We start from the raw sequence: 25,984 nt of genomic DNA on the forward strand, positions 1-25,984 counted from the left end.
GATCCGGAGACGGCCATTTCGGTGGATGCTACCGCGCGCTCGGGGGCACCACATATAGTCTGGCATCGGAGGGAGGGGGCCCAATGCTGATCGACTTCGTTCCCGACGGAAGTCTGTACCCATTCGAGTCACGCTGGTTCGACTCGTCCGTCGGCCGGGTTCACTACATCGACGAGGGGACCGGACCAACGATCCTGTTCTGTCACGGCGCTCCGGCGTGGAGTTTTCTCTACCGTGACATCGTGAAGGACCTGCGCGACCGGTACCGGTGTATCGCCGTCGACTACCTGGGTTTCGGATTGTCCGAACGTCCTGCGGGTTTCGGCTACACCATCGCCGAGCACACCGCGGTCCTCGGCGAGCTGATCGATCACCTGCAGCTCGACGGCTTCGTTCTGATGGGACACGATTGGGGTGGCCCCATCGGTCTGGGCGCGGTCACCGCGCGCCCTGATCGGGCGCGGGGGATCGTGCTGGGCAACACCGTGTTCTGGCCGATCGAAGCGATGGCGAATCGGGCTTTCAGCGTGATCATGAGCAGCCGTCCGATGCAGCGGCGGATACTCGAACAGAACTTCCTCGTCGAGCGCGTCCTGCTCGCAGAACTGGGACGCAAGCTAACCGCTACCGAGGCCGACCACTACCGCGCGGTACAGCCCACCGCGGAAGCCCGGCGCGGACTCGCCATGATGCCCAAAGAAATTCGCGCCGCGCGCCCGCTGCTGGACCGACTCGCCCGAGACGTGCCCGCCCTGCTCGGCGATAAGCCAACCCTGCTGGTGTGGGGAATGCGGGACATGGTGTTCCGTCCGAACGCCTGTATCCCGCGAATGCGTGCCGCCTTCACCGATCTCGACATCGTCGAGCTGCCACACGCGCGGCACTTCATTCAGGAACACGCACCGGACGCGATCGCGACGGCGATCGCGAAGCGATTCCCGTAAGTACGATCGACGAACACCACACATGCGGTGAACGTCGACTCGCCTCCTCGATCAGCCGCCCGACCACGCAGTGGGTCGTTCCCGCGGCGGGTTGACCACCACGGCGCATCTGGCATGCGATGGTCACGGCCGCGCCATGTCGGTCCTCATCGGCCCTGGCCAGGGCGGCGACAGCCCGATGCCCGCTGCCGTGCTCGACGGGACGATTCGGCTGGCTCAGTTGGAGACCGTTACGAAGAACAGCGCATTTGGCCTGCGAATCACGAGCGGCAGGTCGTCTTCTGGCCAGTCCTGCTCGACGCCGCCATCGAGATGCCCGATCCCGCAGCCCACGATCACACACCATGTCCGCGGCTGAGAGTTTTGCGGTCATGAGAGTTGCCGCCTCGCCGCTGCGCACAGCTCATTCCGGAGCTGCGGCGACAGGTCCGCGGCGGCGGTCGCGCCGTCAGAAGAAGGTGTGCAGGAGGTCGACCACACGCGGGGCCGGGGCGTCGGCGTCATCGATCACCGGGATGAGCCGCCACTTGTCGAAGGCAGTGCACGGATGGGAGAGGCCTAGACGCACGACCGCGCCGATCGGCAACTCCGTTGCGGCGCCGCCCGGTAGGCGCAAGAAGGTGTGCTGGTCGTTGAGCGCCGACACCGTGGCGTTGGGGTCCAGTGGAGCGCTATTCGGTCCGGCAATGCGCTGCGGGATCGGGAATCCCTCGTCGAACGGCATATCGCGCTTTCCCGCGTCCAGCAGGGCAAGCCCGGGCTCCGGGCGCGAGAGCGTGCGTGCCCAGCCGTGCATCGCAGGGCGCAGCGGCCGCTCGCTGTGCGGCGCCGCCAACGGCGACATGGCCGCGTAGAAGCCGTCGTCATGGATGACGTACGCCCCGGAGCGCACGACGACCGTGGTCGCGACACCACGCGTGCCCTGCTCGTCGGCGAGCGGGGCGAGGTATTCGACCGCCAGCTCCGGATAGGCACTGCCGCCCGCGGTGACGATCGCCGGAGTCCGATACAGCCCGGCACTAGCGAGTTCGTGATGCAGGCGGGCGAGTTCCGCGAGATAGTCGCGCACCGCGCGGATGCCGTCCGGGGTGCGGTCGTGTGCGAACGCGCCCTCGTAACCGCCGACCCCGGCCAGGGTGAGCCGTGACGCCCGGTCGATCGCCCGCGCGACGGCATGCGCCTGCTCGACCGTGCGTGCTCCGGTCCGGCCGCGCGGGCCGCCGAGTTCGACGAGTACCCGGACGCACTCCGATCCCGGCGCGGTGCGCAGGTGCTCGTCCATCAGCGCGACCGTCTCGACGCTGTCGGCCCAGCAGACGAATTCGAAACTCGGGTCGGTCGCCAATTCCCTTGCCAGCCAGTGCAAACCGACCGGATCGACCAGTGCGTTGGCCAGCAGCACGCGCGCGACGCCGAACGCTCGCGCCACCTGCGTCTGCCAGATGGTGGCCAAGGTGATCCCCCATGAGCCCGCGGCCAGCTGATCGGCCCACAGCTGCGGGGCCATCGTGGTCTTGCCATGTGGAGCCAGCCGCACTCCCGCCGCGCGCACCCAGTCGGCCATCACCACGATGTTCGTCGCGACTGCCGCGCGGTCGACGGTCAGCACCGGTGTCTCCAGCTGATCGAGAGTCGGCACGGTGGCAAGGAATTCTCGCACGGTGCGGCCCCAGGAAGTCGGCGGCATGCCCTTGTGTTCGGGGCCTATCACGCGATCCCTGAGTGCCGCCACTGCCGCTTCGTCGATCGACACAGCGCTCCTTCCCGGCCGGAGCATCTCTTCTTCAACTCCCCACGCGGAACGGCATGCCGCCGCGTCGTGGGATCGCGCCGTCACCAACGCATCGGCTCTCGGGACCGGCCGGGTGATCCCCCGAATGGCGCCACGCTGCTCGGTCGAGAGGCACGGACCTTCTCGGCCCACGCCCGGCGGCGTTCCTCTGCAACAGCTCGAGCCTCTGCAACAGCTCGAGCGTCGAAGCGGTGCCCACTGAATTCGCGCCGGTGCACCCGGGACGTCGGTACGCCCTCGCGCGAGGGGCAATCGCGCGATCCCATGGGCCGCGACAGCCGCTCCATCGATCGACACCTCGCCCCGAGCCGTCCGAACCGGTGTCTTTCGGTGCACCTCTGTCCTGCGCATCGACACGAGCCGCTCAGCCCGAGTTGCGCAGGGCGGTGGCCAGACCGTTCATGGTCAGCAGAATGCCACGCTTGACCAATTCCGAGTCGTCCCCGGCGCGCAGGCGGCGCAGCAGCTCCACCTGCATCTGGTTGAGCGGCTCCAGGTACGGGAAGCGGTTGTGGATGGACTCGGCCAGCGAGGGGTTGTCGGCCAGCAGGTGATCATTGCCGGTGATCGCGGCGTGCATGCGGATGGTTCTGGCGTGCTCGTCGCGGATCATGCCGAAGATCTGCTCCCGCAGCGCCACGTCGTCGACGAGTTCGGCATAGCGGGCGGCGATGTCCAGATCGCTCTTGGCCATCACCTGAGCCAGATTGGACAGCACCGTCCGGAAGAACGGCCAGCGGCGGTACAGGTCCGCCAGCGTCGCCAGACGCTCCGGATCGCCGCCGATCCACTCCTCCAGCGCGGTGCCGGTGCCGTACCACCCGGGCAGCATCACCCGCGCCTGGCTCCACGACATCACCCACGGGATGGCACGCAGGTCGGCGACCGAGCTGGTCGGCTTGCGCGACGCGGGCCTGCTGCCGATGTTCAGGTCGCCGACCTCGGCGACGGGTGTGGACTGGCGGAAATACTCGACGAAGCCAGGGGTTTCGTGCACCAGACGCGAATACGCCGCGCGGGCGCGCGCCGCCAGGTCGTCCATGATCCCGTAGGACGGCTCCGCGTCGGGCCCGAGACCTTCCACGTCCAGCAGTGTCGACTCCAGGGTGCCCGCGATCAGCGACTCCAGATTGCGATGCGCCGCACCGGGTTCGGCGTACTTCGCGGCGATCACCTCACCCTGTTCGGTGAGCCGCAGCGAGCCGCGCACCGCACCCGCGGGCTGGGCGAGGATCGCGTCGTAACTGCGGCCGCCGCCGCGGCCCACCGTGCCGCCGCGACCGTGGAACAGCCGCAACCGGATCCCGGTCTTGCGGGCCACCTCGATCAGGTCCAGCTCCGCCCGGTACAGCGCCCAGTTGGCGGCGAGGTATCCGCCGTCCTTGTTGGAGTCGGAGTAGCCGAGCATGACTTCCTGGCGCATCCCCTGTGCCGCCACCAGCTCGCGATAGACCGGAACCTCCAGCGCCGCGGACAGCGTGGCCGCCCCGGCTCCGAGGTCCTCGATCGTCTCGAACAGCGGCACGATGCCCACCGGGCAGCTCGGCGGCCCGTCCGGCGCACCCGGATCGAGCAGTCCGCCCTCCTTCAGCAGCAGGGCGGCTTCCAGCAGGTCGCTGACCGACGTGCACATGCTGATGATGTAGTTCGGCACCGCCTCCGCGCCGAGGGTCTCCACCACCTCCCGTGCCGCGCGCACGATGCCGAGCTCCTTCGCGGCGAGTTCGCTCAGCCGCGCGTGCGGGCCGAGCAGCGGGCGGCGGGTGCTCAGCTCGGCCGTGAGCAGCTCCACCCGCCGCGTCTCCGGCAGGCTCGCGTAGTCCTGGTGCACCCCGGCCCAGGCCAGCAGCTCCGCGACCACCTGCTCGTGCACCTCGGAGTTCTGCCGCATGTCCAGACCTTGCAGGTGGAAGCCGAACGTCTCCAAGGCGTAGCGCAGCGCGGCGAGGCGGTCGTCGGCGAGCAGGTCGTCGCCGCTGCGCCGCAGCGAGGCGTCCACGGCGTCGAGGTCGTCCAGCACCGCCTGGGGGGTCGAGTACGGTCGCGCCCCCACATCCAGGCCGTTCGGCGGAACCTCCCCGAGCGCTGCCAGCGCGGTGGCGGTCAGGCGAGCGCGAATATGGTGCAGCGCCCGGCGATACGGCTCGTCGGCGTGCGTGGCCGGATCGGGATATCCGGTCTCGGCGAGCGCGGCCACCTCGGGCGTCACCGCGACGAGCCGGGCCGACAGCGACAGCGTCTTCTCCAACTCGACCAGCTCGTGCAGATAGCGCTCGAAGGCGACCCCCGCGGCGCGGTAGGCGGCCTGACGCACGACATCGGCGGTGACGGACCGGCTTCCGTCCCGGCCCCCGCCGATCCACGAGCCGGGCCGCAGCATCGGGCGCGGCAACAGCTGCACACCGGGCCAGCGTGAGCGCAGCGCGGCGCGCACCTCGGCGTTGATCGCCGGGATCACGTCGAACAGGGTGAGGTCGTAGTAGCGCAGCCCCACCGAGATCTCGTCCTGGATGCGCAAACGGGCCAATCGGATCAGCGCGGTGCGCCACAGGCTGAGCACCTGGCGACGGATTTGCGACTCGAGATCGGCGCGCTCGCGCTCGCTCTCGGCGTAGCGCTGGCGCCGCCGCATCAACTCGGTGATCCGGGCCTGCGCGTCGAAGACGGTGCGGCGGCGCGTCTCCGTCGGATGTGCGGTGATCACCGGCGACACCAGCGCGTCGGCCAGCAGATCGGCGACCCGGTCGCCGTCCAGCGCTGCCGCGTCCAGCTTGCGGTAGGTCGCCGCGAGCGAGGAATCCTGCGGCGGTTCACCGGCCGCCTCGTGCGCGGCGCGGCGCCGGTCGCGCTGGATGTCCTCGGCCAGGTTGGCCAGCAGGACGAAATAGCTGAACGCGCGGATGAGCGGGAGTGCGACCGCGATGTCGACACCGTCCAGCATCTCCGCGACGGCGCTGCGTCCGACCTCCTCGCGACGCACCCGGAACGCCTCGATGCGCACCCGCTCGATGAGGTCGAAGACCTCCGGGCCCTCGTGGTCGCGGATGGTGTCACCGAGCACGCCACCGAGGAACCGGATGTCGTCGCGCAGCGGCCGGATGGCGTCCTGTGCGGTGTCGATCGTCGATTCGCCCATGGTCAGACAGTATTGTCCGGTCTGCGAATGTCTGCGACGCGGGCCACACCGGACCGTCCCGGCTCAGCCCTGGAGTTCGGAAAAGCGCAGGTGGTTACCCCACGGGTCGCGGAATCCGCAGTCACGGACCCCGTACGGCTGCGAGATGGGCTCCTGCGTCACCTCCACCCCGGCGTCGCGCAGCCTGGCGAAGGTCGCGTCCACGGCGTCGGTGACGAAGATCAGGGTGCCCTGCGCGCCGCTGGCCAGGCGCGCCTGCGCCGCCGCGCGGGCCGCGTCGTCCGGCACCATCTCGGGGGTCTCCAGGATGAACTCGATCCCCGGCTGCTTCGCCGGACCGACGGTCACCCAGCGCCCGCCGGCGAACGGCAGGTCCGCGCGGACCTCGAGGCCGATCACGTCGCGGTAGAACTCCAGGGCCTTCTCCTGGTCTGCGACCAGCACGCCGACGTGGGACAGGGCGAGGTCTTTGCCATTGCTCATGAATCTGTGCTTTCTGCTCGTTGGGCTTGCCACCACTACAGACGACGGGTGCGCGGCGAATTCATCGGTGGAGCTTTGTTCGTCCGGTGACTGCGGCGAGGTCTCCGGTGCACTGTGTCAGCCAGTCTGTCGAAGCCGTCCTCGCAACCGGCTGGACCCCACTACGCGGGACTCGCCAGACCGCGATACCCCGATCTCCCGGACGCGATCGAACGGTGACGTTCGGCCCCCAGGCATCCCAGTTCGGCGGCGGAGCCGAAGACGCCGGCCGCGTACCCCGGTCACAGCGTTCAGCCGAACGGTCGATATCCCGGTCGTCGTCGCGACCTGTGACTCGACCGCCGAGGTGGTCGGTAAGGGCCCAGACCAGCGACCGAAGCGTGGGCAGCGCTCCGCCGGCGGCTCAGGCGGGAAGGTCGACCGTCCGGTGCAGGAGCACCTGCTCGAGCAGCGACACAAGCACGTTCTTGACCGAATCCCGCTGCCTCGCATCGCATTCCAGCACCGGGATCCAGCGCTCCAATTCGAGCGCCTCGCGGACCTCGTCGACGTCGAAGTGGGCGCTGCCCTCGAAGCGGTTGACCGCGACGACGAAGGGCGTGCCGCGTTCCTCGAAGTAGTCCAGCACCGGATAGCAGTCGTCGACGCGGCTGGTGTCCACCACGATCACCGCGCCGAGCGCACCGTCGACCAGGTCGTCCCAGAGGAAGACGAATCGGTCCTGTCCCGGTGTGCCGAACAGGTACAGAATCAGCGAACCGTCCAGGGTGATGCGGCCGAAGTCCAGGGCGACCGTGGTCTGCGTCTTGTCCTCGCGGTGTCCCGGATCATCCAGGCCGACGGCCATTTCGGTCATCGCGGCCTCCGTCACCAGTGGCTCGATTTCGGAGATGGCCCCGATGAATGTCGTCTTCCCGACGCCGAATCCGCCGCTGACCACGATTTTCACCGAGGACGGCATGGTTGGCGTTCGTATGTCAGAGTGCCCGGACAAGGTCCCTGATCCTCTCGATGGCAGCGGCGGTGAGCTGGTCGGCGGCGCGCACGGTCACGTGTCCGGTGGCGGCCAGGTCGCTGACGACGACCTTCGCGACCCCGATCGGAACGCGCAGCGCGGTCCCGATCTCGGCGATGGAGTGCGGCTGCTGGCACAGCCGCACGAGGGTGCGCTGCTCGAAGCGCAGCGGCGCGGACAGCGCCCCTGGCTCCGCCCGCACCAACGTCTCGATCCGCAGTCCGTCCAACAGCGGCGTGGTGCGTCCGGCGGTGACGACGAAGGGCCGCACGAATTGCTCGTCGCCACCAGCGGATTCGTTCGCCGGGTGGTCCGGCGGCGTGCCGAACCCGCCGTAGGTCCCCTGCACGGAGATCATGCGCGGGTCCGGCAGCCGAGGTAGCTCTGGTGGTCTCATCGCCGTAGCGTCTCGCGTAGTTCGGCGATGAGCGCCGGATCCAGCAGTGCGCCGGCGCGATCGGCGAGTACGGCCATCTCGTAGCCGACCAGGCCGACATCGCACCCGCTGTCGGCGATCACGCCGAGGCAGCTGCCGTCGCCCATCGCCGAGACGAGCAGGAACCCGCGCTTCATCTCGATCATGATCAGTCTCAGGCCGTCGAACGAGTAGCTGCGCGAGGCGCTCTTGGCCAGACCGACCAGCCCGGACACCATGGCGGCGAGCCGGTCGGCGGAGGTGCGGTCCAAGCCTTCGGACATCGCGATGAGCAGTCCGTCCGACGAGACCGCGACCGCTTCCCGTACTCCGTCGGTCTCGCGGACGAAGTTGGCCAGCATCCAGTTGAACGTGTGCGGGTCGGCGCTCGATAGGTGGGTGGTCACCGGATCTCCTGTATCTTGCGGGGGTTTCCCGCACCCCGTCGGCTCGATGAGCGCTGCGCGATCATGTCTCATCGAGCCTCCTCTGCGATGGGCACGGCAGGCTGGAATTCGTACGCCGAATCGACGGCGCGGATGTCGGTGGGAAGTACGGCGGGGGCCGGCGCGCCACGCTGGTGCCCGGTCCGGAAGGAGGACAGCATGCTGCGGGTCTCCGCAGGCGAGCGGTCGACCGCCGGTGCCGGCTGCGGCCGGGGCACGGCGGCGGGATCGGGACGCGCGGCAGCCGCGCGGGCCTTCTTGTTTCGCTTCACCAAGCCGTTCTTGGTGCGCTGAATTACCGGTTCGTCGGAGTGCGATTCCACTGTGGGATGGAAGGTCTCGGTCGCGGTAACGATCGGTGCGGCCGCCGATTCCCTCCGCGGCGGGACGAATTGGGTATACGCGGACGTGCCGGCTACGGAGTACACCGTGGCCGAGATCGCCGACGCGGGTGGCGCACCGATTCGATCGGCCGCGGTCGCGGGCGGGTGCCGCACAGCCGTACCCGAAGCGACGGGGTGCGCAGCGGTATCGGCTCGCGCGGGTCCGACCGGCGCGGCGTGCGGCGCTGCGGCCGCCCGTCCGGACTCGCCCCCGCTGTCGGCTCGGGCCGCGGCAGAGTTCTCGCGCACGGCGTCACCCGGCTGTTCCGATGCAGCCTCCAGCATTCCCGGTGGCAGCGTCAGGCGCGCGACGATGCCGCTCACCGGCGAGGCGCTCAGCTCGACCCCGATGCCGAGACGCCGGGCCAGCCTGCCGACCACGTAGTGACCGAGATTGCGGGTGGGCGCGACGACAAAGTCCTGCTCGCCGCGCAGCCGCGCGTTGGCCTGGGCCAGTTGCTCCGCGGGCATGCCCACACCGTGATCGACCACGGCGAGCAGGTACCCGCCCGGCCCGGCGCGCCCGTAGATCTCCACTTCGAGATCCGGCGGCGAGAAGGCGAGCCCGTTCTCGATCAGCTCGGCGAGCATGTGCGCCAGCTCGCTGGCCGCCGACCCGGTGATCAGCACGTCGTCCATGCGCCGCAGCACCACCCTGCGGTAGTCGTCGACCTCGGACAAACCGGCCCGGATCACGTCGCTCAGCGGGATCGGTTCCGCCCAGCGGCGCGGGCTCGCCTCGCCGACCAGCACAAGCAGGCTTTCGGCGTTGCGGCGCATGCGGGTGGCGAGGTGGTCGAGCTCGAACAGGTTCGACAGCGCCTTGGGATCGAGTTCCTCGCGCTCGAATTCGCTGATCAGATTCAGCTGGCGGCGCACCAGGTTCTGGCTGCGCCGGGCCAGGCTCACCATCGACTCGGTGGTGTTGCGGCGCACCAGCGCCTGCTCCGACGCGAGTTCGAACGCGGTGGACTGCACCCGGTCCAGCGCTCCGGCCACCGCGGCGATCTCGGCGCTCGCCCCCGGCGGCGTGCACACCGGCGTGGGCGGGTCCGGCCGGGTGTCGGCGCCGGTGCGCCAGGCGGCGATCACGTCGGGCAGGCGCCTGCCCGAGACGTCGTCGGCGTCGGCGGCCAGCGTCGCCAGCGGCCGCACGATCGCGCGCACCGCGGCGACGACCAGCGCCACCTCCACCGCGATCGCGGCCAACGCGGCGAGCACGAACGCACCGAGGACGAGGGCGGCCGTGCGGCGCAACACGTCGGCGCGCTGCCGCACATCGGCGCCGACCGCCTGCTGCACGGCGCGCTGCTCGTCGATCACCGCGGTCATCCTGGTCCACCAGGAGATCGAGTCGACCGGCCGCATCAGCCGTCCCCCGTTGGAGGCGATCGCGATGTTCTCCGACTCCGCCGCCGCGACCGCGTTCGCACTGTCCAGCGCGGCGTCCAGGCGGGATCGCTGGGCCGGTGTGGCGTCGCGGGCGAACGCGGCCAGACCGGCCAGCTTGGCCGCGCGGATGTCGAGGAACTGCACGTACTCTCCGGGCCCGAACTCGTCGGCGGCGAAGACTCCGTTGAGAAAGCCGCGTTCCCGCGCGGTCTGCTCCGTGGCCTCGCCCAGCGCGTAGAGCGCCTGCAGACCGTGCCGGACCGTGGGGTCGCTCGCCTGGTCGAGACCGAGGGGCAGGTGGTTCAGCGCGTCGATGGCGTCGGTGTAGTACTGGAAGGCCGCCTGCCGTGACGTGCGCAGCTCATCGATCCGGGACCGGGTCGCGTCCAGGTCGGTCAGCGGCCGGGCCGCCGAGCGCACCCGATCCGCGCCGGGCGGGTTGCTCGCCATCGCCTGTTGCAAGTCGCGCAGCGCACGGTCGACGGCGCCGCGCTGGTCGTCCACGGGCTGCCGCAATCGCCCATCGCCGCCGAGCAGGCCGTTGGTGAGGCCGCGCTCGCGCTGCGTCTCGTGCACCAGGTCCTGCACCGCGAGGGCCAGCGACACCGCGGCCACCGTGTCCCGGCTCTTGCGATACGCGCCGATCTCCCGCGCGACCAGGGCGCCCAGCAACGCGAGCACCAGAACCAGTGACACGACGAGGATTCGGGCCAGCTGCCCCCGAATGGTCCGGGGGCGGACGATTCCGCTGCTGGACGCCTGCCGTTCACCGACGAGGGCGACGGGCGCGGCAATCCGTGTGCCGCCGGAATTTTCCGGCCGTCGACGTAACCGCACCACCCTGGCTCCTCCGATTGCCCCGCCGTGATCGCTCCACGGTGAGCGCACGAAAACAAGGGCAAGCTTTCACAGCGCCTACCCACTGTCAACGCGAAAAGCGGACAAATCGGACACTGTGCGGACTTCTAAACACACTGGCAACGAAGGGTTACCGGGCGCGACGAAAGCGACGTCCGTCCCCACCCGATCGGATGCCGAATCACACTGCGTCATACCCGCCTTCGCCCGGCGTCAAACCCCCTAGCGCGGTTCTGATACAGTCCGGCCCGACACTCCGAAGGGTAAGAGAGCGGGATGGCGCACCGAATCACGTTGGTTCCCATGGCGGTAGCACTTGTGCTCGGCCTGACCGCCTGCGGCGGCGGCGAATCCGGCGGGTCACCGGCCGCGACCAGCACGCAGGCCACGAGCGCCAGCGGTACGCAAGCCCAGCTGTTCGACCCGTGCACCGGCATTCCCGAGACCGCGCTGACCACAGCCGGACTCGACCCGGCCACCGAACAGGTCGGCGTCGGCGGCGTCAAGCAGCCCGGCTGGGAGATCTGCGGATGGAAGGGCGCCGACTACACCCTCGGCGTGTTCTCCACCAGCGGGACTGTGGCCGAGTTCGAGCGCAAGCCGGGCAATGTCGAGTTCCAGGACGTCACCATCGCCGGACGCGCGGGCCGCCAGTTCCGAGTCGACGGCGCCGCCAAGGATCAGATGTGCGACGTGCTGTTCTCCGCCGCGCAGGGGTTGCTGCAGCTGACGCTGGTCAACAAGACCGCAGGACAAAGTCCCTGCGACCGGCTGGCGGAGGTCGGCGCGGCGATCGTCCCGGCACTGCCGATGTAACGGAACTCGTCCGCAGGTTTCCGATCAGCCGCTGCCGACAAGCAGCGCTCGCCGATCCCACGGTAACGACCTCCAGCAACCACATCCACCGCCGTTGCAGAGCGAAGCGAGACCGCACAGCCCCTGTTCGCGGCCTGAAGAGGCCGCGAACACGCAGCGCTGGTGGACTCAGACAGAGCCGAGGATGCCGAGCACCGCGTCGGAGGCGTAGAACGGTGCGAGGCGCTCGCGAATCAGCCTGGCGAGCACACCGTCCCGCTTCGCCCCCTCGATCACCGCAGGGCCGTAGCGCAGGATCTCCTTGGCGATGTCGTCGCCGGAGAGGCCGAGTTCGGGCAGCATGGCCGCCAGCGTGTAATCGCCGTACTTGGTGAAGAACACCTCGACGCATTCATCCACGAGCAGGCCGAAGTATTCCTTCTCGCGAGTGGTGACAGCGATTTCGTAGCACAGCAGCACCAGCTCGTTGAGATCCTTCTGGGTCAGGTATTCGCGCAGCCCGCTGACCGGTTCGTCGGCGTGCAGGTCCCAGAACTCCATCGCGGCGTCGTGCACCGGGGCGTCGCGCAGCATCTCGCGGATCGCGTTGTTGGTGCGCTTGAGCGCGAACAGCGCGCCCTTGCCCGCGAGATCACCCACGAAGGTGCTGTCGGCGGCGACCTTCTTCGCTCGATTGGCGGCGGACTGGCCCAGCGACATGAGCGAGGAGACGCCCGGGATCTTCTCGGCGCGTTCCCGGTTGGCCTGCATGAAGTCGTTGATCAGCTTGTCCACGAACTTCGAGGCGACGGTGGCCACCAGCGGGCTCTCGGTGAGCCGGTCCAGGATGCGCTCCTGCGCCTGGTGCATGCCGAAGATCTTCTCCAGCAGCGCCTCGACCGGCTCGCGGTCGACCACCTCGCCGAGCGTGTAGTCGTGATTTTCGGCGATGTGGTCGTAGATGGAATCGGCGAATACCCCGACCATGTCGGCGAGCACCGGACTGCCGCCGATCAGCTCGATGACGGTGCGGACGGTCTCCTTGGCCTGGTCGATCTCGACGATGTCCCGGAAGACCAGCGTGTCGGCGACCCCGAGCACGGCTTCGGTGTCGCGCGCGATCACCTCGGCGAAGCGGTCGCCGGTCACCTCGGCGAGCAGGAATTCCACTTGGGCGTCCAGCAGCCGTTCGGCGATCTCACGCGGCTCGCTCATCGAATCCATCCATTACAGTCGTCGTCCGGCTCGCCCGGCCCGGATCACGGCTGGTCTGAATCGATGTCGTTGCCGTGCAACGATTTCCGAATCCGATCCAGACGCTCCCGCGCGGCCTTCTCGCGTGCCTCCCATTGTTCGTCCACGCTGCGGCCCGCGGGAGTCTGCCGGTCGAGTTCGCTCATTCCCTGCGCGGTGCCGAAGCGCTGCTCGACCTTATCGCGCACCGACTCGAAAGTAGGAACGCCCGAGTCCGAATATCCGCCGCTCTCGGCGGGTGTGGCGATACCCGGCGGCGGTACCGGTACCGCCGGTACCGCGAAAACGTCTCCGACCTGCCCGGATACTTCCGGCGGCTGCGCGGGGGACGGAACCGCCCCAGATGAAGTGGCAGGAGTCACATCGGCCGTGCGGCCGACATCACCCGACTCGAGCAGCCCTACCAGCGCCGCGTGGACCGCCGCGAACCCCGGCCGTCCCGCGGTCGCGACCAGCAGGACACCCGCCAGTTCCGCGTCGGGCAACCCGGCCAACCGGCTCGCGATATCGCTGTTGTCACTCATGACGCCAGGCTACGCAGCGGCGACCAGCGTGTCCGGTTCACCGCCGGACCACGCTGCCCGCCCAGTGCCGGACCAGGTCGTACCAGGCCGAGCCGCCGACCGTGATCAGGTCGTTGTGCCCTGCGCCGGGAAAGACGACAAGCCGTTTCGGCTCCCTGGCCGCGGCGTAGAGCCGTTCCGCGTGCCGCGGCGGCAGCAGCTCGTCCTGGTCGCCGTGCATGATCAGCACCGGGGCGCGCAGCTCGCGGATGCGGCGTTCGTTCGGATACGCGTTCGGGACCAGCGGCGCGGGCAGGAACGGGTACACCGAGCGAGCCGCGTCACGCAGCCCGGTGAACGTGGACATCAGCATCAACCCGGCCGGTGGGTGATACTGCGCCAGCTCGAGCACGACGCCGCCACCGAGCGACTTGCCCAGGTAGAGCACACGATCCGGATCGACACCGGGTTGCGCCAGCAGCGCCTCACGCGCCGCGCGGGCGTCCAGGTAGGTGCCGTGCTCGGTGGGTCTTCCGGTGCTGCGCCCGTACCCGCGGTAGTCGAAGGCCAGCACGTCGAATCCCGCCTCGGTCAGCAACGCGAAGATCGGCACCCGGTCACCGATATTGCCCGCGTTGCCGTGCGCGAACAGGATGTGCCCGGCCGATTCCCGCGCCGGAATCCACCAGGCGTGCAAGACCTCGCCGTCCAAGGTGGTCACAGACAGGTCGGTGTAGTTCATGCCCAGCAACGCCGGGGTCTGCACGATCGTCCGTTCCGGCAGGTAGGTCAGCGCGTTGAGGATCGGACTGGCCGGATGTCGCATGCACCTGTTCTTACTCCCGGGCGGTGGCGGGGCGATAGGCGGGTGGTGCGAGAACACGCGCTCGGTGCTCAGCGGACAATCGCGGCGTCAGCTTCGACGCAGCAGACTGCCCACGTCGAGCCGCGCGGTTCTCGGAGCAAGCGACGGCAGAATCCTGGGCCCAAGGCAATCCACCGCTACGAAGGTCGCAGCGAGCGTTTCCCAGCGCGTCCACCCATGAGTTCGCGGACTCGAGAACAAACGCGGCCGCCGCCGCACACCGCAGCGACTGGATCGAGCTACCGGGCAGCACCCGAGAAGCGATCGTGCCGCCGCAGGGGCGGCACGATCGCGGGGTCTCAGCTCAGCCGCGCAGGACCGCGCCGACAGCGTCGGCAGCCGCCGCGACGGCCGCGTCCCGTGCCGCGCTCGCCTCGTCCTCGGTGAGCGTCCGATCGGCAGCGCGGAAACGCAGAGCGTAGGTGAGCGACTTGCGTCCCTCGCCCGCCTGCGCGCCCTCGTACACATCGAACAGGGCGATGTCCTCCAGCAGCTCGCCGCCGCCGGTGCGCAGCGCGGACTCGACCGAGGCCGCCGGAATCGTCTTCTCGACGCTCACCGAAACGTCTTGGAGCACCGCGGGGAACGGCGACACCGTCGGCACCGGCCGGGCTTCCCATAGCGGCAGCGCGTCCAGGTCCAGTTCGACGGCGCAGGTACGCGGCGGCAGACCCGAACGCTCCAGCACGGCGGGGTGCAGCTCGCCCGCGTAGCCGACGACGGCGCCCTCGACCACCAGCTCGGCGCACCGACCGGGGTGCCAGGGCAGGTGCGCGACGGGGCGGCGCTCGATGGTGACGCCCGCCGCGTCGGCGACCGCGTCCGCCAGCGCGAACGCGTCCGCGGCCTCGACCGGGCGACCCGGCCCCCACGGCCCGCGCGGCTCGCGGCGGCCGGTCAGGACCGCGGCCACATGCACCGGCTGGGCGGGCAGCGAGTCGACCAGCTGGGCGATCTCGTCACCGGTGGGACGCCGGTCCACCGGAAGCGGCTCGACCGCGCGGACGTTCGGCCCCGGCAGCACCACCTGCGCGATGCCGTAGATCGCGAGATCACGCGCACCCCGCGAGATATTGCGGACGGCCACCTCGAGCAGGCCGGGCAGCAAGGTGGTGGCCAGTTCGGCGCGTTCCACGTCCAGCGGGTTCAGCACCCGGGTGGTGACCCGGCGCGGGTCGTCGGCGTCCAAGCCCCACGTGTCGAACACACCGGCGGGCAGGAACACCGGCGGCGGGACCTCCACGGCACCGGCGAACGCGAGCGCGCGGCTCACCGCACGACGACGACGCTGGGCCGGGGTCAGCCCGCGCCCGGCCGGGGCGGCAGGCAGCACGGACGGGATCTGCTCGAGCCCCTCCAGCCGCAGCACCTCCTCCACCAGGTCGGCGGGCTGGGCCAGGTCGGGCCGCCAGCTCGGCGGGGTCACCACCAGCTGACCGTGTCCGGTCTCGCTGACGCCGACCTCGACGGTGCAGCCGATCTGGGCCAGGCGGCGCGCCGAGGTCCCGGTCGGGTAGATGACGCCCGCGACGCGATCGGCCAGATCGATGTCGATGCGGATCGGCTCCGCGGCGGGAACGGGGATCCGGACGTCGGTGAGCACGGGTTCGATGGTGCCGCCCGCGATTTCGGCGAGCAGGTTCGCGGCCCGGTCGAGCGCGGCGACGTTGATCTCCGGATCGACGACGCGCTCGTACCGCTTGCCCGCCTCGGACACCAGCTTGTGCCTGCGCGCGGTCCGGTAGATCCGCAGCGGGTTCCAGGTGGCCGCCTCCAGCAGGATGTCGGTGCTTTCCGGCCCGACCTCGGTGCTCGCGCCACCCATCACGCCGGCCAGCGAGACGACGCCGGAATCGTCGGCGATCACCACGTCCTCGGGGTCGAGCACGCGCTCCACGTCGTCCAGCGTGCGGAGCTTCTCCCCCGTGCTCGCGCTGCGCACCACCAGGCCGCCCGACACCTTCGCCGCGTCGAACGCGTGCAGCGGCTGCCCGAGCTCGAGCATCACGTAGTTGGTGACGTCCACCGCGGGCGAGATCGGGCGCACCCCCGACAGCAGCAGCCTGCGCTGCAACCACCAGGGGCTGACCGCCGTCGGATCGATGCCGGTGACCCGGCGCGCCGCGAAGCGGGTGCACTGCGAACTCGGCTCGACCTGAATCGACCAGGCTTCCTGCTCGTGGTCGGGCAGCGTCCGCACGGCCGGGTCCGCGTAGTCGAGATCGAAACCGCAGGCCAGTTCGCGGGCCAGCCCGCGCACCGAGAAGCAGTAGCCGCGGTCGGGGGTGATGTTCAGCTCGATGACGGTGTCGTCCAGGCCGAGCAGCTCGTTGGCGTCGGTACCGGGCTCGGCGGTGCCCGGCTCCAGCACCAGGATGCCGGAGTGGTCCTTGCCGATGCCGAGTTCGGCGACCGAGCAGATCATGCCGTTGGAGACACGGCCATAGGTCTTGCGCGAGGTGATCTGGAATCCACCCGGCAGCACACCGCCGGGCAGCACCACGACCACCAGGTCACCGACCGCGAAATTGCTTGCGCCGCAGATGATCTCCTGCAGCTCAGACGCGCCGATATCCACCTTGCAGAAGCGGATCGGCTTCTTGAACTCGGTCAGCTCGGTGATCTCGGCGACCCGGCCGACCACCAGTGGCGGCCGGTCGTCCGCGCCGTCGACGCGCTGGAGCTTGTCGACCTCTTCGACTTCCAACCCGACCCGGACGAATCCCGCGTCGAGCTCCTCCGGCGTCACCGACCACTCCGGGTTGGTGCGCTGGATGATGTCGGTCAGCCAGGACTGCGCTACTCGCACTTGACGTTTCGCTCTCTCGATCGAAGGGTGGGGTCAGGACCGGATACCGAAGGGCAGCGTGAAACGCACGTCCCCTTCCACGATGTCCCGCATGTCCGGGATGCCGTTGCGGAACTGCAGAGTGCGCTCCAAGCCCATGCCGAACGCGAACCCGCTGTACACCTCGGGATCGATCCCGCTGGCGATCAGCACCTTCGGGTTCACCATGCCGCAGCCGCCCCACTCGACCCAGCCGGGACCGCCCTTCTTGTCCGGGAACCACACGTCGACCTCGGCGGAGGGCTCGGTGAACGGAAAGTAGTTGGGGCGCATGCGCGTGCGGGTCTCCGGACCGAACAGCGCCCTGGCGAACGCGTCCAGGGTGCCGCGCAGGTGCGCCATGGTCAGGCCCTTGTCCACCGCCAGGCCCTCGACCTGGGAGAACACCGGGGTGTGCGTGGCGTCCAGCTCGTCGGTGCGGAACGTGCGGCCGGGGCAGACCACGTAGATCGGCAGGTCGCGTTCCAGCATCGAGCGCACCTGCACCGGAGAGGTGTGCGTGCGCAGGACCTGCCGGGAACCCTCCGGCGCGATGTGGAAGGTGTCCTGCATGGTGCGCGCCGGGTGGTCGGGCAGGAAGTTCAGCGCGTCGAAGTTGAAGTGCTCGGTCTCCACCTCCGGACCCTCGGCGACCTCCCAGCCCATCGCGACGAACACGTCGGCGATCTGCTCGGAGATGACCGTGATCGGATGCCGGGCGCCCACCGCCGTGCGGCGCGCGGGCAGCGTCACGTCGATGGCCTCGGCGACCAGCACGGCCGCATCGCGCTCGGCCAGCAGCGTGGCGCGGCGGGCCTCGAATGCCTCGGACACTCTGCCTCTGGCGAGGTTGACCCGCTTGCCCGCGTCGGCCTTCTCCGACTTCGGAAGGCCACCCAAAGCGCGCTGAGCCAGCGCCAGCGGCGCCTTGGCGCCGAGGTGTTCGGTTTTCGCGACCGCGAGCGCATCCAGGTCGGCGGCAGCGGCGAACGCCTTCTCGGCGGCCGCCGCGGCCGCGGCCAGTGCCTCCTCGGTCAGCGCCGCGTTCTGCTCGCCTGCGTCGATGTCGTCGGCCACGATGCTCCGTCTCTCCCCTGGGGATCGGTTCGCGGGCACAGCTGATTGCCGACCCGCATTGCTGGTGGTGGAACCAAATTGGATTCAGCAAAGTCTATTGAATTGACTATAAGCAATTCACCCGGATTACCTGCCGCGGCTCCCGCGCCGTGTGCTAGCAGGCTGGTTGCACCCTCGCCCGCGTCGAGACGCCTGGGCTCGCCCCGATCCGACCGAAGTCTCCGACGATGAATCACCAGCTCAGAGGTGCTTCCATGGTCGAGCTCAGGATACGGAGCGACCACGCCGGGCCCAGGACATCGCCCGGGGCCCGGCTCTCGGCCAGCGGTCAGCGTGCGGCAGTGATCCGCCGGGGCAACAGCAGCGACACCAGCGCACCAGCCGCTACGATCGCCGCGCCGACCCAGACCGCGGGCACCAGCCCGTCCACGAAGCTCTGCGGCCCCGAGTAGGAACCGGACGAGGCGAACACCGACGCGAGCACCGCGACACCCATCGCCACGCCGACCTCCCGGACCGTGTTGTTGGTACCCGAGGCCATGGCCTGGTCCTCCGGCGCCGCGCTGGCCATCACGATGGTCGACGCGGGCGCGAAGGTCAGCCCCATGCCCACGCCCGCGAGCAGGAACGGCGCGACATACGAGCCGTAGCCGATGTCCACGGTGGTGATCGCGGCCATCCAGGCCAGCGCGGCGGCCAGCAGCACCTGCCCCGTGGTGATCAACGTGCGCGCGCCGACCCGGTCCACCAGCAGACCCGCGATCGGCGCCACCACCATCGGGGCCATGGTCCACGGCATGGTGCGCACACCCGATTCCAGCGGGCTGTAGCCCTGCACCACCTGGAAAAACTGCGCGAGCAGGAAGATCGACCCGAACACGCCGACCGAGAAGGCGAAGCCGACCACATTGCTCACGCTGAAGGCACGGGAACCGAACAGCCGCAGCGGCAGCATCGGCTCCGGCGTGCGCAGTTCCCAGCCGATCAGGCCGACCAGCAGCGCGGCGCCGCCGATCAGCGCGGACAGCACGCTCGCGGAGGTCCAGCCGTCGTCGGCCCCGTGGATGACGCCCCACACCAGCGCGAGCACGCCGCCCGCCGACAGCAGCAAGCCGATCGGATCGAGGCGGCGGCTGCCGCCGTGCGATTCGGCGAGCACCCGCGCCGCGAACGGCAACACCAGCAGGCCGATGGGCACGTTCAGCCAGAAGATCCACTGCCAGCTCAGCCCGTCCACCACCGCACCGCCGACGAGCGGCCCGAGCGCGACACCGAGGCCGGCGATCCCACCCCAGATACCGATGGCCGCGTTGCGCATCCGTTCCGGAACGGCCGCCGACAGCAACGTCAGCGACAGCGGCATCACGCCCGCCGCGCCGAAGCCCTGCACCGCGCGTGCGGCGATCAGTATGCCCGGCTCGGTCGCCAGCGCGCAGGCGGCGGACGCCAGCGTGAACAGCGCGATGCCGAGCAGGAAGATCCGGCGCCTGCCCAACCGGTCGCCGATGGCGGAGGCGGTGAGCAGCAGCGAGGCGAACGACAACGTGTACGCGTTGACGAACCACTGGAGATCGGCCAGCGACGCCCCCAGTTCGGTGCGGATCACCGGCAGCGCGTTCGTCACGACCAGGTTGTCCAGCGTGACCATGAACATCGGGATGCCGACGGCGGCCAGGACGGCGGCGAGCCTGCCCCCGCCGATCGTCCGCGCGGGCGCCACGACCGGCGTCGCGGCCGCGGATTCGAGAGTTTCGGTCATGTCCAGTCCTTGTTGTAATTGACTGATAACTAATCGCCACGAACGGTATGCATTGACTGATAACATGTCAAGAGCAGGCCACGAACCAGCGGAAATGGAGCACGATGGCGGGAACGACCAGGACCAGAATGACCGCGACCGAACGGGGCGAGCAGGTATTGCGCGCGGCCGTATCGGCCTTCGCCGAGTCCGGTTATGCCGCCACCCGGACCGACGAGATCGCCAGGCGCGCAGGCGTCTCGCAGCCGTACGTGATCCGGCTCTTCGGCACCAAACAGCACCTGTTCCGCGCCGCGTTGCACCGCGTGTGCGACCGGATCGAGGAAATTTTCCGGATGTCACGCAAGGAGGCGCCGTCCGGCGCGAGCCCCGATGAGGCGCTGAGCGCCCTCGGCAACGGCTATGCGGTGTTCCTGGCGGAACGAGAACTGCTTCAGGTGCTGCTGCACGGATTCGCGGCCAGTGCCGACCGCGAGATCGGCGACGAGGTCAGGGCGCGGTTCGGGGCGATCTACCAGCTGATCCGGGAACTGACCGGAGCACCCGATACCGAAGCGCGACGGTTTCTCGCCACCGGCATGCTGCTCACCGTGATGAGCGCGATGCGGGTCGCCGGGCCGGACGCGGTGCCGGCGGCATGGGCGACGGAGATCATGGAAGACCTGAGCAAATACGGCGATTGACCAGCGGGCAAAGTCCCGGCCGGACCGGCGGATCACCGGTCACGGCGGCCCCAGCCAACGCTGCTCACCGTGATGAGCGCTGCGGGTCGCCCGGCCGGACGCGGTGCCAGCGGCATGGGCGACGGAGATCATGGAAGACCTGAGCAAATACGGCGATTGACCAGCGGGCAAAGTCCCGGCCGGACCGGACATTCGGTGCCGGACCGGCGCATCACCGGTCGCGGCGGCCTGAGCCGACGCTACTCACCGTGATGAGCGCGATGCGGGTCGCCCGGCCGGTCATTCGGTGCTGGACCAGCGCATCACCGGTCGCGGCGGCCTCAGCCAATAGGATGGCGCACCTTGATGCCGCGGTCGCCGCCCCGCACACGACACGTTTTCGAACGAGGCGGCACCGAGCACAACCGTCCGCTGCCCGGCTCGCGTCAGAGGGGGCCGCCAACACACAGCAGCTCAGCCGCGGCGTACAAACGAGCCGCAGTTGCCTTCTTACGCAGCCACATTCGCTCCGCTGCCAGTTTCGAGCGAAGCGAGACCGAGCATGCCCGTTCGCGGCCCGGCTCGCGTCCCAGCGGGCCACGCGTCCGCGACCAAGTCCCCCGCGGCGGGCCGCCGGGACGCGGCACCAACGGGGCCCGGGAACACCCAGCGCCGCAGGCGCTGGCAAACAAACACAGCGCCGCAGGCGCGGCAAATCAGCCACCGTAGCGGACGCGGGAGTTCGCGTAGAGGCAGATCGCGGCGGCTGTGGCCAGATTCAGGCTCTCGGCGCGGCCGCGAATGGGGATGCGGATGCGGTGGTCGGCGCGGCGCGCGACGGCGGGGTCGAGGCCGTGCGCCTCGTTCCCGAACAACCACGCGACGGGTTGGGTGAACAGTTCGTCGGCGTCGTCGAGGTCTACTTCGCCGTTCGCCGCGGTCGCCAGGATCGTGATGCCCGCCGCCGCGATCGACTCCAGTGCTTCGGCGACGTCCCGGTGCCGTGCGATCGGCACGTGGAAGATGCTGCCCGCGCTGGCCCGCACGCACTTGCCGTTGTGCGGGTCGACGGTATCGCCCGCCAGCACCACGCCGTCGGCGCCGACGGAATCGGCAACCCGGACCAGCGTCCCCGCGTTACCCGGCTCGGCCATCTCGACGGGAACGGCCAGCATCCGCGGGCTGGCGTCGAGGATTTGCGCCAAAGGCACGTCGAGCAGATCGCAGACCGCCACCAAACCGGGCGCCGTGACCGTCTCGCCGAGATGCTGCGCCGCACGGTCGCTCACCAGCGTGGTGCGCACCCCCGTGGCGGCCGCAGCTGCGATCAGCGCGTGGTCGCGTTCGGCGGCCGCCCCCGAGTAGAACAGCTCGTGCACCCGTGCCGTCTCGAGCGCGGCGGCGACCGCGTTGGCACCCTCGGCGAGGAATCGGCCTGTCTTTCGGCGCTGTGCGCTGCGCTGGAGCTTGACAGCGGAAACGACCCGCGGATTACGCCAGTCGATAAATTCAGCTTCCACAGCAACCTGCCGACGGTGATATGAGAACGACCCGCGGATTGTGCGAGCTCGTCAAAGACTGGCCCAGCGGATCCGCCAGAGGTTGACTCAACAGAACGACCCGGGGATTGCGCCAGTCGATGAACTCAGCTTCCACAGCGACCTGCCGATGCCGACACGGGGACCACCCGGGGATGGCGCCAGTCCACAAAATCAGCGCTCATAGCCGCCTGCCCTTCGAGATAGAGTAACGAGCCGCGGATTGCGCCAGTCGATTAAAGTCAGCGCCCACAGCGACCTACCGGAGGTCGACTCGACAAAACGACCCGCGGATAGCGCTAAAGCGCTTCCACGGGTCGTTCCGACAGTTATCCGTGTCCGTGCCGTGTATCAGCGTCCGGATCAGGCCGCCGGGGCGTTGACATCCTGCGGCAGGGCGGCCTTGGCGACCGCGACGAGACCGGCGAACGCCTCGGCGTCCGACACCGCGAGCTCGGCGAGAATCTTGCGGTCCACCTCGACACCGGCGGCCTTCAGGCCCTGGATGAAGCGGTTGTAGGTGATGTCGTTGATCCGCGCCGCGGCGTTGATCCGGGCGATCCACAGCTTGCGGAAGTCACCCTTGCGCGCCCGGCGGTCCCGGTACGCGTAGGCGAGCGAGTGCAGCTGCTGCTCCTTGGCCTTGCGGTACAGCCGCGAGCGCTGGCCACGGTAGCCCTTGGAGGCCTCGAGAATGGAACGGCGCTTCTTCTGCGCGTTGACGGCCCTTTTGACGCGTGCCACTGGTCAGTCCTGTTCGATCTGGGGCGCGGGCGGCGCCCGGAAATGGGTCGGGAATGGCGCCGGACATGGTCCGGTCGCGATATGCCGGCTGGTCGGCGCGGCGCGCGATCAGATACCGAGCAGCTTCTTCACACGACGGACGTCGGCGGCGGCGACGACCTCCACGCCGTCCAGACGACGAGTCCGGCGGGTGGGCTTGTGCTCGAACAGGTGGCGACGGTTCGCCTGCTGGCGAAGCAGCTTGCCTTTACCGGACACCTTGAATCGCTTCGAGGCGCCGCTGTGGCTCTTCATCTTCGGCATGGATTCCTCTATCTGTCGTCCGGCGGCCCCGTAGGACCGCCGGTGTTCTGATCGGTGTTACTGCGGGCCGGCCGTCTCGGCCTGCTCCGCGGCGGGCTGACCGGCCGGTGCGGCGCTGGGCGCCGGGCGCTGGGCGGACTCCTGCTGCGCCTTCACCCGCGTCTTCGCACCCTTGTGCGGGGCGAGGACCATGGTCATGTTGCGACCGTCCTGCTTGGCCGAGGTTTCCACGAAACCGAGGTCGGCGACGTCGGAGGCCAGCCGCTGCAGCAGCCGGAAGCCGAGTTCGGGCCGGGACTGCTCACGGCCGCGGAACATGATCGTCACCTTGACCTTGGACCCGGCCTCGAGGAAGCGAACGACGTTCCGCTTCTTGGTCTCGTAGTCGTGATCGTCGATCTTCGGACGGAGCTTCTGCTCCTTGATCACCGTCTGCTGCTGGTTCTTCCGAGACTCGCGCGCCTTCTGCGCCGTCTCGTACTTGAACTTGCCGTAGTCCATGATCTTGCAGACCGGCGGACGAGCATCGGGCGCCACCTCGACGAGATCGAGGTCGGCTTCGAGGGCGACGCGTAATGCATCCTCAACACGCACGATCCCAACCTGCTCGCCGCCGGGTCCGATGAGCCGGACTTCGGGAACACGGATGCGATCGTTGATGCGGGTCTCAGTGCTGATGGGGCCTCCTAGGTCAAGCGGTGTCGTCAGACGACCGCACGCAATAACTGCAACCCCTGTTCAACACAAAGGCCCCGGTGCGGTATTCCGCGACACGGGGCCCGAGGTCGACCGATCGCCGATCGCGAGCGAACTCGGATCGACCCTCGTGTGGCTCTCCTGCGAGAACCCCGGCACGAGGAACCCGCCCTCGCCGGGCGGGCGACCGGACCGTTGACCGTACGATCACTCGTCGGCAGCGGTGGGAGTCGGGCTCCACTTATCAGCCCCGGGCAAACCCCGGGGCGGTCGTCAGCGGCCAGTCTAACATTCCGTTCGGCTATCGCCGAATCGGGGCGAACCGGGACGAAATTCGGTTGCCCGGCCGTCTACGGCGTGCCACGCTCCCCCGGGTGCGCATTCCACGCCGTGACCTGCTGTGCTGGCAATTCGACCTGACCTGGTCGCTCGCCGGCATCCATCTCGACGCGCTGACGCCCGAGGACTTCCTCTGGGAACCCTCCGGGCTCACCTGGACCGTCCGGCCCGACGCCGAGGGAGTGTGGCGGCCGGACTGGGCCGATACCGAACCCGACCCGGTTCCGGTCCCCACCATCGGCTGGCTCACCTGGCACATCGGCTGGTGGTGGGGCGCGGCCATCGACCACGCCGAGGGGAGGACGCCACCCGCGCGGGAGGACGTGCACTGGCCCGGCGACGGCCCCGCGGCCATCGCCTGCCTGCGCGACCTCGGCACGGAATGGGAGCGTGTGCTCGACGGGCTGACCGACTCGGACCTGGATCGTCCCACCGCTTATCCGTGGCCCGCCGACGCCGGACTGACCCTCGCGCATCTGGCCGGCTGGGTGAACGCGGAGCTGATGAAGAACGTCGCGGAGATCGGCCACCTCCGGATGCTGCGGGCGGCGTCGCTAGCCTGAAGGGCATGACTGACGAGCTCGACACCTCCGTACGCGAACTGGCCGACATCCCCGCGGTCGAGGTGATCAGCCGCGCCGCCGTGATGCTGATGAGCTCGGCGGCGGAGAAGCTCGGGCTGGCCGACGAGGATCCGGACGCCAGTCCGCGCCGCGACCTGGACGAGGCACGGCGCGTGATCACCGCGCTGGCCGGACTGGTGACGGCGTCGGTGGAGTACCTGGGTCCGCACGCCGGGCCGATCCGCGAGGGTCTGCAATCGCTGCAGCGCGCCTTCCGCGAATCGTCCGCCCATCCCGACGAGCCGGGCAAAGGTCCGGGCGAGAAATACACCGGCCCGGTCTACTGACACCTGGCATCGGCGGGCACGATGCCCGGTCGCCGCGAGGCGCCAACCTGGCGCCAGGCGGGAAATTCAGGACGAAACACACTCTGAAGTACTGGAGTTTAGGAAAATTCCCAGCGGGTGAGGCACAGTGAGGCCATGGCTACTCGGATTCTTCTCGCTCCCGGATTCTGGCTCGGTGCATGGGCGTGGGACGAAGTCGCCCCCGATTTGCGCCAGCGCGGCAACGAGGTCACGGCGCTCACGCTGCCCGGCTTGGACGCCGCGGATCCCGACCGGTTGTCGGCGACCCTGGAAACCCAGGCGCAGGCCATCATCGACGCGGTGCCCGCGGGTGAAACCGTCGTGCTGGTCGCGCATTCCGGCGGCGCGGCGCCCGCGTATCTGGCCATCGACCGCGCGCCCGAGCTGTTCCGCCGCGCGATCTACGTCGACAGCGCGCCGCTACCGAGCGGTTTCGTCATCAACTCCGCACTGGACATCGCCGCACGCGAATGGACCCTGCCGGAATGGTCCGAGCTGGAGGCCGAGGGCAGCAGCCTGGCCGGGCTGGACGAGGCCGCCTTGGCTCGCTTCCGCGAGCGTGCCGTGCCCGAGCCCGTGTCCGTCGCCGCGGCACCGCTGCGCTTGAGCGATTCGCCCGCGCGTCTGGCCGTCCCCACCACCGTGATCTGCAGCAGCATGACCGCCGAACTGGTCAAGAAGCTGCGGGACAACGGCGAAGCGGCGATCTTCGCCGAGCTGGGCCGCATTGATGCCGAATACGTCGACCTGCCGACCGGCCACTGGCCGATGTGGTCCAAGCCGAAAGAGCTCGCCGAGCTCATCGACACGATCGCGAACCGCTGACA

The 25,984-nt window shown here is 69.3% G+C and carries 23 protein-coding genes; 6 read left to right on the forward strand and 17 right to left on the reverse strand.

Going from position 1 to position 25,984, the window contains the following annotated elements; all coding sequences use genetic code 11:
• Positions 1-83: 83 nt before the first annotated feature.
• Positions 84-944 (forward strand): haloalkane dehalogenase, encoded by an 861-nt coding sequence (locus tag ACWPXK_RS26955; protein WP_454198970.1) that lies wholly within the window; start codon positions 84-86, stop codon positions 942-944.
• Between the two features lie 448 nt (positions 945-1,392).
• On the opposite strand, the gene ACWPXK_RS26960 is transcribed toward ACWPXK_RS26955, so the two are convergent.
• The 7 genes from ACWPXK_RS26960 to ACWPXK_RS26990 all read right to left on the reverse strand — a co-directional run bounded on the left by ACWPXK_RS26960 (position 1,393) and on the right by ACWPXK_RS26990 (position 10,702).
• Positions 1,393-2,721: an amino acid deaminase gene (locus tag ACWPXK_RS26960; protein WP_454198971.1), complete on the reverse strand. Its 1,329-nt coding sequence runs from the start codon at positions 2,719-2,721 to the stop codon at positions 1,393-1,395.
• A gap of 379 nt (positions 2,722-3,100) precedes the next feature.
• On the reverse strand, positions 3,101-5,872 hold the full coding sequence (gene ppc / locus ACWPXK_RS26965; protein ID WP_454198972.1) for a phosphoenolpyruvate carboxylase: 2,772 nt from the start codon (positions 5,870-5,872) through the stop codon (positions 3,101-3,103).
• A 63-nt stretch (positions 5,873-5,935) separates the two neighbouring features.
• The gene (locus ACWPXK_RS26970; RefSeq protein WP_454198973.1) at positions 5,936-6,355 is read right to left on the reverse strand and encodes a VOC family protein; all 420 of its coding nucleotides are present in this window, start codon (positions 6,353-6,355) and stop codon (positions 5,936-5,938) included.
• A 403-nt stretch (positions 6,356-6,758) separates the two neighbouring features.
• The gene (locus ACWPXK_RS26975) at positions 6,759-7,316 is read right to left on the reverse strand and encodes a GTP-binding protein (protein WP_454198974.1); all 558 of its coding nucleotides are present in this window, start codon (positions 7,314-7,316) and stop codon (positions 6,759-6,761) included.
• Between the two features lie 16 nt (positions 7,317-7,332).
• A complete protein-coding gene (locus ACWPXK_RS26980; RefSeq protein ID WP_454198975.1) occupies positions 7,333-7,767 on the reverse strand; it encodes a DUF742 domain-containing protein in 435 nt (144 codons plus the stop codon).
• Entirely contained in the window at positions 7,764-8,192 is a 429-nt protein-coding gene (locus ACWPXK_RS26985; protein WP_454198976.1) for a roadblock/LC7 domain-containing protein, read from the reverse strand. Before ACWPXK_RS26985 ends, ACWPXK_RS26980 begins: the two co-directional genes overlap by 4 nt.
• 68 nt (positions 8,193-8,260) lie before the next feature.
• Positions 8,261-10,702 (reverse strand): sensor histidine kinase, encoded by a 2,442-nt coding sequence (locus ACWPXK_RS26990; protein ID WP_454198977.1) that lies wholly within the window; start codon positions 10,700-10,702, stop codon positions 8,261-8,263.
• Between the two features lie 465 nt (positions 10,703-11,167).
• On the opposite strand from ACWPXK_RS26990, the gene ACWPXK_RS26995 reads away from it, so the two are divergent.
• A complete protein-coding gene (locus ACWPXK_RS26995) occupies positions 11,168-11,680 on the forward strand; it encodes a DUF3558 domain-containing protein (protein ID WP_454198978.1) in 513 nt (170 codons plus the stop codon).
• Positions 11,681-11,848: 168 nt separating this feature from the next.
• Here the strand turns inward: ACWPXK_RS26995 and ACWPXK_RS27000 are convergent, their stop codons facing one another.
• The 6 genes from ACWPXK_RS27000 to ACWPXK_RS27025 all read right to left on the reverse strand — a co-directional run bounded on the left by ACWPXK_RS27000 (position 11,849) and on the right by ACWPXK_RS27025 (position 19,944).
• Positions 11,849-12,874 (reverse strand): hypothetical protein, encoded by a 1,026-nt coding sequence (locus tag ACWPXK_RS27000; RefSeq protein WP_454198979.1) that lies wholly within the window; start codon positions 12,872-12,874, stop codon positions 11,849-11,851.
• A 44-nt stretch (positions 12,875-12,918) separates the two neighbouring features.
• Positions 12,919-13,437 carry a PspA/IM30 family protein gene (locus ACWPXK_RS27005; RefSeq protein WP_454198980.1) on the reverse strand — a complete coding sequence of 173 codons (519 nt, stop codon included), beginning with the start codon at positions 13,435-13,437 and terminating at the stop codon, positions 12,919-12,921.
• 37 nt (positions 13,438-13,474) lie between these two features.
• Positions 13,475-14,242, reverse strand: a complete 768-nt coding sequence (locus tag ACWPXK_RS27010) for an alpha/beta hydrolase (RefSeq protein ID WP_454198981.1) — start codon at positions 14,240-14,242, stop codon at positions 13,475-13,477.
• A gap of 343 nt (positions 14,243-14,585) precedes the next feature.
• Positions 14,586-17,090, reverse strand: a complete 2,505-nt coding sequence (pheT, locus tag ACWPXK_RS27015; protein WP_454198982.1) for a phenylalanine--tRNA ligase subunit beta — start codon at positions 17,088-17,090, stop codon at positions 14,586-14,588.
• A 33-nt stretch (positions 17,091-17,123) separates the two neighbouring features.
• Complete coding sequence (gene pheS / locus ACWPXK_RS27020; protein ID WP_051022338.1) at positions 17,124-18,185, reverse strand: phenylalanine--tRNA ligase subunit alpha; 1,062 nt, start codon at positions 18,183-18,185, stop codon at positions 17,124-17,126.
• Positions 18,186-18,513: 328 nt separating this feature from the next.
• Positions 18,514-19,944: an MFS transporter gene (locus ACWPXK_RS27025; protein WP_454198983.1), complete on the reverse strand. Its 1,431-nt coding sequence runs from the start codon at positions 19,942-19,944 to the stop codon at positions 18,514-18,516.
• A 128-nt stretch (positions 19,945-20,072) separates the two neighbouring features.
• On the opposite strand from ACWPXK_RS27025, the gene ACWPXK_RS27030 reads away from it, so the two are divergent.
• Entirely contained in the window at positions 20,073-20,627 is a 555-nt protein-coding gene (locus ACWPXK_RS27030) for a TetR/AcrR family transcriptional regulator (protein WP_454198984.1), read from the forward strand.
• 695 nt (positions 20,628-21,322) lie between these two features.
• Here the strand turns inward: ACWPXK_RS27030 and ACWPXK_RS27035 are convergent.
• The 4 genes from ACWPXK_RS27035 to infC all read right to left on the reverse strand — a co-directional run bounded on the left by ACWPXK_RS27035 (position 21,323) and on the right by infC (position 23,914).
• Positions 21,323-22,126 carry a TrmH family RNA methyltransferase gene (locus tag ACWPXK_RS27035; protein WP_454198985.1) on the reverse strand — a complete coding sequence of 268 codons (804 nt, stop codon included), beginning with the start codon at positions 22,124-22,126 and terminating at the stop codon, positions 21,323-21,325.
• A gap of 381 nt (positions 22,127-22,507) precedes the next feature.
• A complete protein-coding gene (rplT, locus tag ACWPXK_RS27040) occupies positions 22,508-22,888 on the reverse strand; it encodes a 50S ribosomal protein L20 (protein ID WP_040777418.1) in 381 nt (126 codons plus the stop codon).
• A gap of 108 nt (positions 22,889-22,996) precedes the next feature.
• Complete coding sequence (rpmI, locus tag ACWPXK_RS27045) at positions 22,997-23,191, reverse strand: 50S ribosomal protein L35 (RefSeq protein WP_040777415.1); 195 nt, start codon at positions 23,189-23,191, stop codon at positions 22,997-22,999.
• A gap of 57 nt (positions 23,192-23,248) precedes the next feature.
• The gene (gene infC, locus ACWPXK_RS27050; RefSeq protein ID WP_083889279.1) at positions 23,249-23,914 is read right to left on the reverse strand and encodes a translation initiation factor IF-3; all 666 of its coding nucleotides are present in this window, start codon (positions 23,912-23,914) and stop codon (positions 23,249-23,251) included.
• 347 nt (positions 23,915-24,261) lie between these two features.
• Here infC and ACWPXK_RS27055 point away from each other — a divergent pair, with 347 nt between their 5' ends.
• The 3 genes from ACWPXK_RS27055 to ACWPXK_RS27065 all read left to right on the forward strand — a co-directional run bounded on the left by ACWPXK_RS27055 (position 24,262) and on the right by ACWPXK_RS27065 (position 25,982).
• A complete protein-coding gene (locus ACWPXK_RS27055; RefSeq protein WP_454198986.1) occupies positions 24,262-24,789 on the forward strand; it encodes a DinB family protein in 528 nt (175 codons plus the stop codon).
• Positions 24,790-24,794: 5 nt separating this feature from the next.
• Positions 24,795-25,136: a DUF1844 domain-containing protein gene (locus tag ACWPXK_RS27060; RefSeq protein WP_364327179.1), complete on the forward strand. Its 342-nt coding sequence runs from the start codon at positions 24,795-24,797 to the stop codon at positions 25,134-25,136.
• A gap of 135 nt (positions 25,137-25,271) precedes the next feature.
• Positions 25,272-25,982 carry an alpha/beta fold hydrolase gene (locus ACWPXK_RS27065; protein WP_454198987.1) on the forward strand — a complete coding sequence of 237 codons (711 nt, stop codon included), beginning with the start codon at positions 25,272-25,274 and terminating at the stop codon, positions 25,980-25,982.
• Positions 25,983-25,984 lie beyond the last annotated feature (2 nt).

The sequence above is a fragment of the Nocardia sp. Marseille-Q1738 genome, from assembly GCF_965283145.1.